This window comes from Franconibacter daqui, assembly GCF_014644275.1.
GTDB classification, from domain to species: Bacteria; Pseudomonadota; Gammaproteobacteria; order Enterobacterales; family Enterobacteriaceae; genus Franconibacter; species Franconibacter pulveris.
This window is the reverse complement of the sequence record NZ_BMKJ01000003.1, coordinates 19,659-32,826: the sequence shown is the minus strand read 5'-3', so window position 1 is coordinate 32,826 and position 13,168 is coordinate 19,659. Positions and strand designations below refer to the sequence as shown.

The window sequence follows — 13,168 nt, the reverse complement described above, 5'->3', positions numbered from 1 at the left end:
ATCCAAAATTAGCGTTATTCATTCAAAAAATGAAGCAATAAAATAATCTCATCCAAACAAAGGAGGTCGGTTATGAGTCAGTTCGATAAACATGATTTGAGCGGTTTCGTCGGTAAACACCTCTTGTACACCTACGACAATGGCTGGAACTATGAAATTTATGTGAAAAACGAAACCACGCTGGACTACCGCATCCACAGCGGGCTGGTAGGAAACCGTTGGGTGAAAGACCAGCGCGCTTACATCGTACGCGTGGGCGAAAGCATCTATAAAATTTCCTGGACCGAGCCGACCGGCACCGACGTCAGCCTGATTGTGAACCTGGGCGATCGCCTGTTCCACGGCACGATTTTCTTCCCGCGTTGGGTAATGAACAACCCGGAAAAAACGGTGTGCTTCCAGAACGAGCATATCGCCGAGATGGAATCTTACCGCGAAGCGGGCCCGGCTTACCCGACCGAAGTGATTGACGAATTCGCCACCATCACCTTTGTACGCGACTGCGGACCGGATGATGACAGCGTTATCAACTGCGCGGCGAGCGAGCTGCCCGCCGACTTCCCGAACAACCTGCGTTAATCCCTGCGCCGCACGCCGCACCGCCGCGTGCGGCGTTTTTTATCGGCTGCTGACCGAATAGCGAATGATGCCCGCCGCGCTCGCCATCGGCAGACTAAAGACCTCTTGCCAGAGCCCCTGCACCATATTGCATAGCTGCCCTTCTTTCCCCTGCGCCTTTTCCGGGTGCGCCATCAGGTCGAGATCCGCGCCGTAGCGCTCGTTCATGCGCAGCAGGATGGGTTGTAAATCGTGGTGCGCCTTCTCGCGCTCCGCTTCCGTCACGCTGTGCTTGTTCGCGCCGAAGGAGGCGTTATACATATCGGCGTCCGCCGCCATGCGGCTGTTGATTTGATCCTGCGTCAGGTAGCGTACCGGGTTCACGCCCCCTTTTACTGCCGGGAAGAGATAGCGGAAACAGACATCATCGCCCTTTTTTTGCAGCGCGGCGGTCATTTCCATATTCGAGCGCATATAAGCCACCGCTTCGGCATCGGGCGTTTGCTGCAGGCGCTGCATGGAGATAAGCAGAATTTGCTGTTGAATGGCGTCGATTTTCTCCTGCTCGCTGCGCCCCTGGCGCTCCATCGCCACTACCTGATCCCGCAGTTGCTGGGCGGTGGCGGGATCGTGGTCGAGAATGGCGCGGTAGAGCGGAATGCGGCTCATGGTGGCGTCGAAAGCGCTGTCGCTCACGGTTTGCGGCGCGGCGGGCTGCTGCGCGTAACGCAGCCAGGCGCTGAGCGCGACCACAATGGCGAACGCCGCCACCAGCGCGCCGATGCGCAGCGCTTTCGAGCGCTTACGCGTCAGCAGGTAAGCGGCGACGATAATTATCGCGCCCAGCACGGAAATAAGGGGAATAAAGGCCATCATGGCTCCTGAATCATATTTGATGCGTTAAGCATAGCGCGTGCCGTTATACCGGCAGGCCGCTGTGGAAACGAAACTCGCTGTCGGGCGAAGTGATAAGCGCGGCTTCCACTTCGCCGAAAAAGCGCACCCGGGCGTCTACCTCTTGCGGCGCTATCTGTCGGGCCAGCGCCAGGTAGTCCTGATAGTGACGCGCTTCCGAGCGCAGCAGCGACAGGTAGAACTTCTGCAACTCGTCGTCCAGATAAGGCGCCAGAGCGGCGAAACGCTCGCAGGAGCGCGCTTCAATGTACGCGCCGCAGATAAGCTTATCCACCAGCGTCAGGGGTTCGTGAGTGCGCACTTCGCGCAGCATACCTTTAGCGTAGCGGCTGGCGGTGATCTTCACATAAGGGATGTTACGTGCCGCCATCGCCTCCCGCACCTGCCAGAAATGGTGCAATTCTTCTTTGATAAGCAGCACCATGCTGTCGATAAGCGCCTGGCTCCACGGGTCGTCCGTTTCCGGCATTACGCTTTTGCCAATGCGCTTATGCAGGGCGATAAAGTCGGGCTCCGGCCCTTCGCGAAAGGCAAAGGCCTCATAGGGCTGGAGCCAGCCCAGCAGTTCGTCGGAACCGCTTTTATCCGCCACATATTTACGAATGAGCAGCATGGCAGTTTGCGCCGCTTTCAGTTCGCAAATCATGTGGTCGGTGAGCAGAAGGGGCAGGTTTTCCGGCGCGCGCGCCTTTTCAATCCAGGCCGCAGGCGTGGCGCAATGCAAAAACTCCCGGACGGGAGCGAGCAGTTCTTCGTAATTCATGCAGGGTCCTTGCGATGCGGCAGCGCGACGCTGCCGCCCTGAACGACTTAGTGGCGAATGCCGTCGTCGTCTTCGTCCACGTAGTCTTCGTCGTCCTCTTCGCCTTCGCCGTTCGGATCTTCGTAGTAGGTGCCCCAGCCGTCGTAATCGACCTCATATTTTTCTGCGAGGTTAAGCAACTGTTCGACCTGAGCGTCGATAAGCTCGGCATTGAGCGCGCATTCGCTCAGCACGTCGCAGCAGATCACGGTTTCGCCCTCTTCAACTTCCAGCTCTTCCGGATCGGTCACTTCATAACCCAGCTTAAACGCCTCCACGGCGACCTTTTCCAGCGTCTCGAAATCATCGGCGGAAAAGTGATGTTCGATAGTATAAAGCGCGTCTGGATCGCTGCCGTCTTCCAGCAGCTCTTCAATGATCAGGCGCGTCTCTTCACGCTGCTCTTCCAGTAATTCCGGGTTTGCCATGGCTCGTTCCTCAGTGTGTCGGCGAATATCCTTTATTTTCACATACCGACGCCAATGCCTCCACCTTTCACCGCAAAGTTTTATTACGCGGGGTTGCAAATGAATATTCATACATATAGATTGAATTTTAATTCAATAAGTGGCGTTGGCCATGTGAGGAAAAGATGTCGACCTTTTATAAAAAACATTTTCTGAAACTGCTCGATTTTACCCCCGCCCAGATAGCTGACTTGCTCGCGCTCGCCGCAAAGCTCAAAAGCGATAAGAAACAAGGGAATGAGCAACAAAAGCTGACCGGTAAAAACATTGCGCTCATCTTCGAAAAAGACTCTACCCGTACACGATGCTCTTTCGAAGTTGCCGCTTACGACCAGGGCGCCCGCGTGACTTATCTTGGTCCGAGCGGCAGCCAGATTGGGCATAAAGAATCAATTAAAGATACCGCCCGGGTACTGGGCCGCATGTATGACGGCATTCAGTATCGCGGCTACGGCCAGGAGGTGGTGGAAACGCTGGCGCAGCACGCCGGCGTGCCGGTCTGGAACGGCCTGACCAATGAGTTCCATCCCACCCAATTGCTGGCGGACCTGCTTACCATGCAGGAGCATCTGCCGGGCAAAGCCTTTAATGAGATGACGCTGGTCTATGCGGGCGACGCGCGCAACAACATGGGCAACTCCATGCTGGAAGCGGCGGCGCTGACGGGGCTGGATTTGCGTCTCGTGGCGCCGAAAGCCTGCTGGCCGGAAGCGAGCCTGGTGGCGGAGTGCCAGGCGCTGGCGGCGCAGACCGGCGGCAAAATCACCCTCACGGAAAATGTGGCTGAAGGGGTGAAAGGCGCTGATTTTCTCTATACCGACGTCTGGGTCTCGATGGGCGAAGCCAAAGAGAAGTGGGCGGAGCGCATTGCGCTGCTGCGGCCTTATCAGGTGAACCGCGACATGGTGGCGCTGACCGGCAACCCGCAGGTGAAGTTCCTGCACTGCCTGCCCGCGTTCCATGACGATCAGACCACCCTTGGCAAACAGATGGCGGAACAGTACGGCCTGCACGGCGGCATGGAAGTGACGGACGAAGTGTTTGAATCGCCCAACAGCATTGTCTTCGACCAGGCCGAGAACCGCATGCATACGATTAAAGCGGTGATGGTGGCGACGCTGGCGCAATGATTCGCGATTGTCGCTCATCCCGGTTCTTTTTCCAAAGGAGAGTGGGGAAAGGAGGCAGGCTTTTTCCCTATAAAAGCCAGCGCTGAAGTAGAGAGCCTGTTCCCGCTTCAGCGGGCGATTCTCCGCCGGGAGCCAGGATTACAAAGGGGGCGGCGGCGCCCCCCTTGCACGTTCACAGGATGAGAGATTCCATAGCTGCGTAATGTAACAGTGAACAGAATATTTCACTGGCTGCGCATATGCAGGAAAGTGAAGCGCCTGTGCAAGAAAACTATGCCACCAGCAGCTTCACCACCACTTTACGTACTGGCGCGGCCTGCCCTACAGCGCACAGCGGCTTATGCACTTCCCCCGGATAGAAGACCACGAAGTCGCCCTCTTCCAGCACCACGGTTTTTTCCTGCGCCCCTTCCGGCAGGAAAGCGATATCTTTCTCCGCCAGCCAGTCGGTCTCCGGCGCGCCCGCAGGCAGGCAACTGAAGGTCATCCCCTCCACGCCCTGCATCACAATCTGAATATCCAGATAGCGAGCGTGATATTCCGCACGGCGCTCGGCAATCGGCTGCGTGGTGTCGTTGGAAACGAGATAAAAAAGACAGTCGCCGTCGATGTCATGCTTACCGAGCGGGGTTTGCGCCGTGACGTGCCGCTTCACATACTCAATCGCGTCGCGCAGCTCCGCAGGCAGCCAGCACTGCAAATGGTGGATGTTGCCGATAATCATCTGAATCTCCTTTATATAAAACACTGTTTCATTTTTATGTTTTATACGAGGAATTCGCCTGCGGAGCTACCGCTTTCTGCGAGAAACCTGCGTCAGGACAACATTCTTCTTTGCGTAGCCGCGCCCTGCCCCATTTCCTTGTGAACATCTAAAATAAATATGCATTTTTAACGCTTAATTATTCTACGTAATCGATTCCTGTCCTCAAAATGTGCATCCGGCCCCTTGCGAAGCTAACGCGCGCGCGTATAATGCCGGGCAATTTGCCGGGAGGAAGCATGGTCAGGTCTGTTCGACAAACTCGCTTACCGCGTCGCCACAACGCTGGCGGCGGCCACGCCGTTTTTCTTTCCGCTATTCAATTTCTACTGAAAGCCCCTCATTGAGGGGCTTTTTTTTCGTCCAGCGTTTACCCGCCGGCCTGAAGAGGAGACAGAAATGGCTAATTCGCTCTATAAGAAACATATCATTTCCATTAACGATCTCAGCCGCGAGGAGCTTGAGCTGGTGCTGGAGACGGCGGCGAAACTCAAGGCGAACCCGCAGCCGGAGTTGCTCAGGCATAAAGTTATCGCCAGCTGCTTCTTTGAAGCCTCTACCCGCACTCGTCTCTCTTTTGAAACGTCGATGCATCGCCTCGGCGCTTCGGTGGTCGGCTTTTCCGACAGCAGCAACACCTCGCTTGGCAAGAAAGGCGAAACCCTGGCGGACACGATTTCGGTTATCAGCACCTATGTGGACGCCATTGTAATGCGCCACCCGCAGGAGGGCGCGGCGCGTCTCGCCACCGAATTCTCCGGCGGCGTGCCGGTGTTGAATGCGGGCGACGGCGCTAACCAGCACCCTACGCAGACGCTGCTCGATCTCTTCACCATTCAGGAGACCCAGGGACGTCTGGAGAACCTGAACATCGCGATGGTGGGCGACCTGAAATATGGCCGCACCGTGCACTCGCTCGCTCAGGCGCTGGCGAAGTTCAACGGCAACCGCTTCTACTTTATCGCCCCCGACGCGCTGGCGATGCCGCAATACATCCTCGATATGCTGGATGAAAAAGGGATTGTCTGGAGCCGCCACGAGGCTATCGACGAGGTGGTGGCGGAAGTGGACATTCTCTACATGACCCGCGTGCAGAAAGAGCGTCTCGACCCGTCTGAATACGCCAACGTCAAAGCGCAGTTCATCCTGCGCGCAGCGGACCTCGAAGGGGCGCGCGCCAACATGAAGGTGCTGCACCCGCTGCCGCGCGTGGATGAGATAACAACCGATGTCGATAAAACGCCGCACGCCTGGTACTTCCAGCAGGCCGGCAACGGTATTTTCGCTCGCCAGGCCCTGCTGGCGCTGGTTCTGAATCGCGATTTGGCTCTGTAAGGAGGATGCTTAAATGACACACGACAATAAATTACAGGTAGAGGCTATCAAGCGCGGCACGGTGATTGACCATATCCCGGCGCACGTAGGCTTTAAGCTACTGACGCTGTTCAAGCTCACCGAAACCGACCAGCGCATCACCATCGGCCTGAACCTGCCCTCCGGCGAACTGGGCCGCAAGGACTTGATTAAAATTGAAAATACGTTCCTGACCGATGAGCAGGTTAACCAGCTGGCGCTTTACGCGCCGCAGGCGACGGTTAACCGCATCGACGAGTATGAAGTGGTAGGCAAAAGCCGCCCGAGCCTGCCTTCGCGCATCGAGAAAGTGCTGGTCTGTCCGAACAGCAACTGCATCAGCCGCAGCGAGCCGGTGGACTCCGGCTTCGCCGTGAAGCAGCGCAACGATGAGATCCTGCTGAAGTGCAAATATTGCGAAAAAGAGTTTACGCACCACGTGGTGCTGGCGGATTAATTCACACTGGCAATGACACAGCGGCTCCCTATAATGGCGGGAGCCTAATCGCTTAACTCAGGAGAGACTATGTCCCGCACACTCGCGACGGAAAATGCACCCGCAGCTATCGGCCCTTACGTTCAGGGCGTCGATCTGGGCAATATGATCATCACCTCCGGCCAGATCCCGGTCGATCCAAAAACCGGCGCCGTGCCGGATGACATCGCCGCTCAGGCGCGTCAGTCGCTGGAAAACGTGAAAGCCATCGTTGAAGCGGCTGGCCTGAAAGTGGGCGATATCGTGAAGACCACCGTTTTCGTGAAAGACCTGAACGATTTCGCCACCGTCAACGCCACCTACGAAGCGTTCTTCACCGAACATCAGGCGACCTTCCCGGCGCGCTCCTGCGTGGAAGTGGCGCGTCTGCCGAAAGATGTGAAGATCGAAATCGAAGCGATCGCCGTGCGCCGTTAATCGCCGTACTCGCATTAAAAAGGTCACTCCGGTGGCCTTTTTCTTTTTTAGCGCTGGCAAGACGCAGCCGCGTCACGCGCCTCTCGTCTACCTGATGGCGGCAAGCCAGGGTATTGAAAAACGAAGCGCGACGGGCGAAGGTAGCGGGGACGCTTTCACCTGAAACCCAGGCCTGGGTACGCCTGCGCCAGCATCGGCCAGACAAACCAAACCTAAACCAGACTATGCTCATTGTGTCCGGCAGAAAAAGCGATAACCTAAGCCGTTGAATATAAAATCTTAATATGCCAGGGGAATGGACCGATGCAAAACCGCCTGACCATCAAAGACATCGCGCGTTTAAGCGGCGTGGGAAAGTCGACCGTTTCGCGCGTGCTCAATAACGAGAGCGGCGTCAGCGAACGCACCCGCGAGCGGGTGGAAGCGGTCATGCGTCAGCACGGTTTTTCCCCTTCCCGCTCGGCGCGGGCGATGCGCGGCCAGAGCGATAAAGTGGTGGCGATTATCGTCACCCGTCTCGATTCCCTTTCAGAAAACCTCGCGGTGCAGACCATGCTTCCCTGTCTCTACGAACAGGGCTACGACCCGATCATGATGGAAAGCCAGTTTTCAACGAAGCTGGTGCAGGAGCATCTGGACGTGCTGAGCCACCGCAACATCGACGGCGTGATCCTCTTTGGCTTTACCGGCATCGACGAAGCGATGCTCACTCCCTGGCGCGACACGCTGGTGCTGATGGCGCGCGATGCCGAAGGCTTCGCCTCGGTCTGCTATGACGACGAAGGGGCTATCCGCATCCTGATGCAGCGACTCTTTGAACAGGGTCACCGGCATATCAGCTACCTCGGCGTGCCGGAGAGCGACATCACGACCGGCCTGCGCCGCCACGAAGCCTATCTTAGCTTTTGCCGGCAGCATGAACTGACGCCCAACGCTGTCCTGCCGGGGCTCGCCATGAAGCAAGGCTATGACCACGTGGCGAAAGTGCTCAATGAAGAGACCACCGCCCTGCTCTGCGCCACAGACACGCTCGCCATCGGCGCGAGCAAATACCTGCAGCAACATCCGCGCACCCCGCTACAGCTGGCGAGCGTTGGCAATACCCCGCTGCTGAAGTTTCTTCACCCTGAAATTCTCACCGTCGACCCGGGTTACGCGCAGGCCGGCAAACAGGCCGCCTTGCAGCTTATCGCCCAGGTAACCCAGCACGCTGAACTGCGTCAGATAACCATTCCCGCCGCCCTGAGTTAACCCCTGCCTGCGGATATATTGTGATCGCCGCCCTGTTTCGGGAACGTTCCCTTTTTCCCGCTGAAGGGAAACGGATAAGCTTGGCCCGTCTTACCCTCAGCCTACTTTTACTCCGTCACGGGGCGTATCATGCGAAAAATAAACCAACAGGATATCGACAGACTGATAGCACTCGTGGGTGGCCGTGAAAACATTGCCACGGTCAGCCACTGCATTACCCGGCTGCGTTTTGTGCTCAATAACCCGGCGAAAGCGGACCCGAAAGCCATCGAAACGCTGCCGATGGTCAAGGGCTGCTTTACCAACGCCGGTCAGTTTCAGGTGGTGATTGGCCCGGAAGTGGGCGAATACTACCAGGCGCTTATCGCCACCAGCGGCCACAGCAGCGCCAATAAAGAGCAGGCGAAGCTGGCGGCCCGCCAGAATATGAAATGGCATGAGCGTCTTATTTCCCATTTTGCGGAAATATTCTTTCCGCTGCTGCCCGCGCTGATTAGCGGCGGCTTGATCCTTGGTTTTCGCAACGTCATCGGCGACCTGCCGATGAGCGACGGCAAGACGCTGGCGCAGATGTTCCCGGCGCTGAAATCAATTTACGACTTTCTGTGGCTGATTGGCGAAGCCATCTTCTTCTACCTGCCGGTGGGTATCTGCTGGTCGGCGGTGCGCAAGATGGGCGGCACGCCGATACTCGGCATTGTGCTTGGCGTCACGCTGGTCTCCCCGCAGCTCATGAACGCTTACCTGCTCGGGCAGCAAACACCGGAAGTGTGGGATTTCGGCCTGTTCCAGATAGCCAAAGTGGGCTACCAGGCGCAGGTGATCCCGGCGTTGCTGGCGGGCCTCGCGCTTGGGTTCATTGAAACGCGGATCAAACGGCTGGTGCCGGACTATCTTTATCTGGTAGTGGTGCCGGTTTGTTCGCTGATCCTCGCGGTCTTCCTGGCCCACGCCTTTATCGGTCCGTTCGGCCGCCTGATTGGCGACGGCGTGGCTTTCGCGGTACGTCACCTGATGACCGGCAGCTTCGCGCCCATCGGCGCCGCGCTGTTTGGCTTCCTCTATGCGCCGCTGGTGATAACCGGCGTGCACCAGACGACGCTCGCCATCGACATGCAGATGATTCAGAACATGGGAGGCACCCCGGTGTGGCCGCTGATTGCGCTTTCCAACATCGCCCAGGCGTCGGCGGTGGTAGGCATCATCATCACCAGCCGCAAGCACAACGAGCGCGAGATCTCCGTTCCGGCGGCTATCTCCGCCTTCCTCGGCGTAACCGAGCCCGCCATGTACGGCATTAACCTGAAATACCGCTTCCCGATGCTCTGCGCCATGATTGGCTCCGGCCTCGCCGGGCTGCTGTGCGGCCTGAACGGCGTTATGGCGAACGGTATCGGCGTTGGCGGCCTGCCGGGCATTCTCTCCATCCAGCCGGGCTACTGGCAGGTTTTCGCGCTGGCGATGGCGGTAGCGATTGTTATCCCGATGATCCTGACCTCTTTCCTCTACAAGCGTAAGTTCCGCCAGGGCACGCTGCTGGTGGTGTAATTTTCCGTGATGACGGGCGCGGGTAGCCGCGCCCTTTGCAAAGCAGGACAGTGCGATGAATATGACTCCGCCGTGGTGGCAACAAGGCGTTATTTATCAGATCTACCCGAAGAGCTTTCAGGACACGACCGGCAACGGCACCGGCGACCTGGCGGGCGTTATCCAGCGCCTCGACTATCTGCAGACGCTTGGCGTGGACGCCATCTGGCTCACGCCTTTTTACATCTCGCCGCAGGTGGATAACGGCTACGACGTCGCCCACTACACCGCCATCGACACCGCTTACGGCACGCTGGACGATTTCGACCGGCTGGTGGCGGGCGCCCACGAGCGCGGCATCCGCATCATTCTCGACATGGTGTTTAACCACACCTCCACGCAGCACGCCTGGTTTCACGAGGCGGTGCACAAAGAGAGCCCGCGCCGCGATTTTTACATCTGGCGCGACGGCTCGCCGGAGGTGGCGCCGAACAACTGGCGTTCCAAGTTTGGCGGCAGCGCCTGGCGCTGGCACGCCGAAAGCGGACAATACTATCTGCACCTTTTCGCACCGGAGCAGGCGGACCTCAACTGGGAGAATCCCGCGGTGCGCGCCGAGCTTAAAAAGGTATGCGAATTCTGGGCCGACCGCGGCGTGGACGGGCTGCGCCTCGACGTCATTAATCTTATCTCCAAGGATCAGGATTTCCCGGATGACGTTAACGGCGACGGACGGCGTTTTTACACCGACGGGCCGCGCATCCACGACTATTTGCAGGAGTTCAGCCGCGATGTGTTCACGCCGCGCGGGCTGATGACGGTAGGCGAAATGTCCTCTACCACGCTCGCCAACTGCCAGCGCTACGCGGCGCTCGACGGCAAAGAGCTTTCCATGACGTTTAACTTCCACCATCTGAAGGTGGATTACCCGGCCGGGCAGAAATGGACGCTGGCGGCGCCCGATTACGTGGCGCTGAAGGCTATCTTCAACCACTGGCAGCAGGGTATGCATAACGTGGCGTGGAATGCGCTGTTCTGGTGTAACCACGACCAGCCGCGCATCGTTTCCCGTTTTGGCGACGAGGGAGAGCTGCGCGTCCCGGCGGCGAAAATGTTAGCCATGGTGCTGCACGGCATGCAGGGCACGCCCTATATCTATCAGGGCGAGGAGCTGGGCATGACCAACCCGCACTTCACCCGCATCATTGACTACCGTGATGTGGAGAGCCATAACATGTTCGCCGAGCTGCGGGCGCAGGGGCATAAGCCGGAGCATTTGCTCGCTATTCTTGCCAGCAAGTCGCGCGACAACAGCCGCACGCCGATGCAGTGGGACGACAGCGACAACGCCGGGTTCACCACCGGCACGCCGTGGATAGGGCTTTGCGATAATTACCGCGCCATCAACGCCAGGGCCGCGCTGAACGACCCCGACTCGGTCTTTTACGCCTATCAGAAACTGATCCGCCTGCGCAAAGCGCACCCTGTCTTTACCTGGGGCAGCTATCAGGATCTGCTGCCGGAGCATCCGTTTATCTGGTGCTATCGCCGCGAATGGCAGGGCCAGCAGCTGATGGTGGTCGCCAACCTGAGCCGTGAAAGCCACTGGTGCATGCCGGGTGAATGCGGCGACGGCTGGCAGGTGCTGATGAGCAACTACCCGGACCCGGCGCCCCGGCCTTGCGAAGGCACGCTGCGCCCATTCGAGGCGGTCTACTGGCTGCAGGCGCCGGGCGCTTCAGGCGCAAAGCGCGTTGATGCGGCTTAACCAGCGGCTGACGCCCGCGTCGAGATCGTCATCCGTCAGCACATGGGTGCCCTGAATCAGGGCGGGCGGCTGCCAGATCATCCCGGTCATGTTCGCGGTGGCGTTGAAGGGCAACCAGAAGGCGTCAATAGGATAGCGATTATACCCCTCCGGCGAATAGGCCTGCTCGCTGCCGCCGGTGGAGACCATCAGCAGAAACGGTTTGCCGCGCAGCCTGTCGCCGCCCGTGCCGTAGGCGAAGCCGTGCTCCAGCACCTGGTCCTGCCACTCTTTTAAAATGGCGGGCGAGCTGTACCACCAGAAGGGAAACAGCATCACAACCGCGTCATGCGCCAGCAGAAGCGCCTGCTCGCGCTTCACGTCTATCTGAAAATCCGGGTACTCGCGCATCAGCTCATGCACCGTGACCTGCGGCAAGGCTTTAAACGCCTCGACGGCGGCGCGGTTAACGCGGGATTCATCCGGGGTGCGGTGGCCTGCCAGAACCAACACTTTTTTCATTCTTCGTTCCTCGTTATGGGGTGTTGGTTTTATGTTGTCACGCCGGCAGGCTAACCTGTAGGCTGGGCTTGAGCATTTCTGTTTCAACGAAAGGTATCAACCATGGCGCTGACTTCCGATGTGCATCGTCTGCTGCCCGCTTTTCTGGCGGCGGCGGAGAGCCAGAGCTTTTCTGCGGCGGCGCGTATGCTGGGCGTGACGCCCGCCGCGGTAAGCAAAAGCGTGCGGCTGCTGGAGCAGCGGCTGGGGCGCGTGCTGTTTCAGCGCAACACCCACTTTGTGATGCTGACGGAAGAAGGCGTGGCGCTGCGCGAGCAGGTTTCCCCGCTGTGGCACACCCTGAATCAGGCGCTGGAGAACCCGGCAGACGAGCCGGAAGGATTGGTGCGCATAAGCGTTATTCCCGGCTTCGGCCGCTACCGTTTAATGCCCGAACTGGCGCGTTTTCAGCAGCGTTACCCAAAAGTCCGGCTCGATCTGGCGATGGATCCACGCCGCGTTAACCTCATCGGCGAGCGCATTGACGTCGCCATCGGCCAGCGCAGCGTACAGGACAACCGCGTAGTAGCCCGTGAAATCGCCCCGATGCGCATGATGATGGCCGCCTCGCCCGCCTACCTGGCGCAGTTCGGCGCGCCCCGTTCGCCGCAGGATTTAGCCCACCATCGCTGCCTGGTGCATCGCAACCCCGGCAACGGCCGCCTGCAAAGCTGGCTTGCGCAAGAGGTAACGCTTGAAGAGCAAAACGCCTGGCTTATCAGTACCTATCCGGACGTGCTGGTGGACGCCGCGCTCGCGGACATGGGCATCGTTTCGCTCGCAGACTGGTACCTGGAGCCGCACATTGCTCAAGGCCGCCTTCTTCCTTTACTTGAAGATGACTGGGCCGCGCCACAGCCGCTATGGGTGAAGTACCCGAGCCACCAGCTGGCGCCCCGCGCGCGCGTGTTTGTTGATTTTTTGCTCAACACATTTACAAAGTGAATTCCCGCGCGCTACCGCCCATCCTTTGCGCCCTGCCCGGTTTGCTTTGTCCTGCATCAATAAAAACGCAAACATCTTTGATGCAAAGCACTATATATAGACTTTAAAATCCCACCCGGCCCAATATCTTGTATTTTTCGTCTACTATTTCAACAATCCGCGCCGTCCTGAGCGGGATTCAGGCTGTGGATAAAAGGGGCCGGAATGCCGGAAGCGGCGGGTGAAAAAAACAAAAA

The 13,168-nt window shown here is 58.3% G+C and carries 15 protein-coding genes; 10 read left to right on the top strand and 5 right to left on the bottom strand.

All coding sequences use genetic code 11. The features are described from left to right. Positions 1 to 72: 72 nt before the first annotated feature. The gene (locus IEX01_RS12485) at positions 73 to 579 is read left to right on the top strand and encodes a phenolic acid decarboxylase (RefSeq protein ID WP_188723957.1); all 507 of its coding nucleotides are present in this window, start codon (positions 73 to 75) and stop codon (positions 577 to 579) included. Positions 580 to 618: 39 nt separating this feature from the next. Here the strand turns inward: IEX01_RS12485 and IEX01_RS12480 are convergent, their stop codons facing one another. From IEX01_RS12480 to rraB, 3 genes are read right to left on the bottom strand one after another with little or no spacing between them, the layout of a single operon-like run. Beyond that, a complete protein-coding gene (locus tag IEX01_RS12480; RefSeq protein ID WP_024556568.1) occupies positions 619 to 1,431 on the bottom strand; it encodes a hypothetical protein in 813 nt (270 codons plus the stop codon). Positions 1,432 to 1,477: 46 nt separating this feature from the next. Continuing rightward, on the bottom strand, positions 1,478 to 2,236 hold the full coding sequence (gene miaE, locus IEX01_RS12475; RefSeq protein WP_024556569.1) for a tRNA isopentenyl-2-thiomethyl-A-37 hydroxylase MiaE: 759 nt from the start codon (positions 2,234 to 2,236) through the stop codon (positions 1,478 to 1,480). 47 nt (positions 2,237 to 2,283) lie between these two features. Continuing rightward, positions 2,284 to 2,703 carry a ribonuclease E inhibitor RraB gene (gene rraB / locus IEX01_RS12470; RefSeq protein ID WP_024551479.1) on the bottom strand — a complete coding sequence of 140 codons (420 nt, stop codon included), beginning with the start codon at positions 2,701 to 2,703 and terminating at the stop codon, positions 2,284 to 2,286. 54 nt (positions 2,704 to 2,757) lie between these two features. On the opposite strand from rraB, the gene argL reads away from it, so the two are divergent. Beyond that, positions 2,758 to 2,898, top strand: a complete 141-nt coding sequence (gene argL / locus IEX01_RS21840) for a putative translational regulatory protein ArgL (RefSeq protein WP_373289688.1) — start codon at positions 2,758 to 2,760, stop codon at positions 2,896 to 2,898. After that, a complete protein-coding gene (argF, locus tag IEX01_RS12465) occupies positions 2,868 to 3,872 on the top strand; it encodes an ornithine carbamoyltransferase (protein ID WP_024556570.1) in 1,005 nt (334 codons plus the stop codon). The genes argL and argF overlap by 31 nt, the downstream gene beginning before the upstream one ends. Before the next feature lie 271 nt (positions 3,873 to 4,143). Here the strand turns inward: argF and IEX01_RS12460 are convergent, their stop codons facing one another. Further along, entirely contained in the window at positions 4,144 to 4,596 is a 453-nt protein-coding gene (locus IEX01_RS12460) for a NanQ anomerase/TabA/YiaL family protein (RefSeq protein WP_188723956.1), read from the bottom strand. A 438-nt stretch (positions 4,597 to 5,034) separates the two neighbouring features. On the opposite strand from IEX01_RS12460, the gene pyrB reads away from it, so the two are divergent. The 6 genes from pyrB to treC all read left to right on the top strand — a co-directional run bounded on the left by pyrB (position 5,035) and on the right by treC (position 11,447). Then, positions 5,035 to 5,970: an aspartate carbamoyltransferase gene (gene pyrB / locus IEX01_RS12455; protein WP_024556572.1), complete on the top strand. Its 936-nt coding sequence runs from the start codon at positions 5,035 to 5,037 to the stop codon at positions 5,968 to 5,970. A gap of 13 nt (positions 5,971 to 5,983) precedes the next feature. Then, positions 5,984 to 6,445 (top strand): aspartate carbamoyltransferase regulatory subunit, encoded by a 462-nt coding sequence (gene pyrI / locus IEX01_RS12450; RefSeq protein ID WP_024556573.1) that lies wholly within the window; start codon positions 5,984 to 5,986, stop codon positions 6,443 to 6,445. Between the two features lie 69 nt (positions 6,446 to 6,514). Further along, positions 6,515 to 6,901 (top strand): 2-iminobutanoate/2-iminopropanoate deaminase, encoded by a 387-nt coding sequence (gene ridA / locus IEX01_RS12445; protein ID WP_024561309.1) that lies wholly within the window; start codon positions 6,515 to 6,517, stop codon positions 6,899 to 6,901. Between the two features lie 303 nt (positions 6,902 to 7,204). Next, the gene (gene treR, locus IEX01_RS12440) at positions 7,205 to 8,152 is read left to right on the top strand and encodes a trehalose operon repressor TreR (RefSeq protein ID WP_188723955.1); all 948 of its coding nucleotides are present in this window, start codon (positions 7,205 to 7,207) and stop codon (positions 8,150 to 8,152) included. Between the two features lie 129 nt (positions 8,153 to 8,281). Beyond that, a complete protein-coding gene (gene treB, locus IEX01_RS12435; RefSeq protein ID WP_024561311.1) occupies positions 8,282 to 9,700 on the top strand; it encodes a PTS trehalose transporter subunit IIBC in 1,419 nt (472 codons plus the stop codon). A gap of 55 nt (positions 9,701 to 9,755) precedes the next feature. Further along, positions 9,756 to 11,447 (top strand): alpha,alpha-phosphotrehalase, encoded by a 1,692-nt coding sequence (gene treC / locus IEX01_RS12430; RefSeq protein WP_188723954.1) that lies wholly within the window; start codon positions 9,756 to 9,758, stop codon positions 11,445 to 11,447. Here treC and IEX01_RS12425 read toward each other — a convergent pair. Then, positions 11,418 to 11,948: an NAD(P)H-dependent oxidoreductase gene (locus tag IEX01_RS12425; RefSeq protein WP_024556577.1), complete on the bottom strand. Its 531-nt coding sequence runs from the start codon at positions 11,946 to 11,948 to the stop codon at positions 11,418 to 11,420. The genes treC and IEX01_RS12425 overlap by 30 nt on opposite strands. 102 nt (positions 11,949 to 12,050) lie before the next feature. Between IEX01_RS12425 and IEX01_RS12420 the strand changes: the two genes are divergently transcribed. After that, the gene (locus IEX01_RS12420) at positions 12,051 to 12,932 is read left to right on the top strand and encodes a LysR family transcriptional regulator (protein ID WP_188723953.1); all 882 of its coding nucleotides are present in this window, start codon (positions 12,051 to 12,053) and stop codon (positions 12,930 to 12,932) included. The last annotated feature ends 236 nt before the right edge of the window (positions 12,933 to 13,168 follow it).

What these genes read in the sequence shown, in the direction of transcription:
- rraB (WP_024551479.1), bottom strand. Translation starts at nt 2,703, where the DNA reads ATGGCAAACCCGGAATTACTGGAAGAGCAGCGTGAAGAGACGCGCCTG.
- IEX01_RS12420 (WP_188723953.1), top strand. Translation starts at nt 12,051, where the DNA reads ATGGCGCTGACTTCCGATGTGCATCGTCTGCTGCCCGCTTTTCTGGCG.
- IEX01_RS12485 (WP_188723957.1), top strand. Translation starts at nt 73, where the DNA reads ATGAGTCAGTTCGATAAACATGATTTGAGCGGTTTCGTCGGTAAACAC.
- IEX01_RS12480 (WP_024556568.1), bottom strand. Translation starts at nt 1,431, where the DNA reads ATGGCCTTTATTCCCCTTATTTCCGTGCTGGGCGCGATAATTATCGTC.
- pyrI (WP_024556573.1), top strand. Translation starts at nt 5,984, where the DNA reads ATGACACACGACAATAAATTACAGGTAGAGGCTATCAAGCGCGGCACG.
- miaE (WP_024556569.1), bottom strand. Translation starts at nt 2,236, where the DNA reads ATGAATTACGAAGAACTGCTCGCTCCCGTCCGGGAGTTTTTGCATTGC.
- treB (WP_024561311.1), top strand. Translation starts at nt 8,282, where the DNA reads ATGCGAAAAATAAACCAACAGGATATCGACAGACTGATAGCACTCGTG.
- treR (WP_188723955.1), top strand. Translation starts at nt 7,205, where the DNA reads ATGCAAAACCGCCTGACCATCAAAGACATCGCGCGTTTAAGCGGCGTG.
- pyrB (WP_024556572.1), top strand. Translation starts at nt 5,035, where the DNA reads ATGGCTAATTCGCTCTATAAGAAACATATCATTTCCATTAACGATCTC.
- ridA (WP_024561309.1), top strand. Translation starts at nt 6,515, where the DNA reads ATGTCCCGCACACTCGCGACGGAAAATGCACCCGCAGCTATCGGCCCT.
- argL (WP_373289688.1), top strand. Translation starts at nt 2,758, where the DNA reads ATGCCTCCACCTTTCACCGCAAAGTTTTATTACGCGGGGTTGCAAATG.
- treC (WP_188723954.1), top strand. Translation starts at nt 9,756, where the DNA reads ATGAATATGACTCCGCCGTGGTGGCAACAAGGCGTTATTTATCAGATC.
- argF (WP_024556570.1), top strand. Translation starts at nt 2,868, where the DNA reads ATGTCGACCTTTTATAAAAAACATTTTCTGAAACTGCTCGATTTTACC.
- IEX01_RS12425 (WP_024556577.1), bottom strand. Translation starts at nt 11,948, where the DNA reads ATGAAAAAAGTGTTGGTTCTGGCAGGCCACCGCACCCCGGATGAATCC.
- IEX01_RS12460 (WP_188723956.1), bottom strand. Translation starts at nt 4,596, where the DNA reads ATGATTATCGGCAACATCCACCATTTGCAGTGCTGGCTGCCTGCGGAG.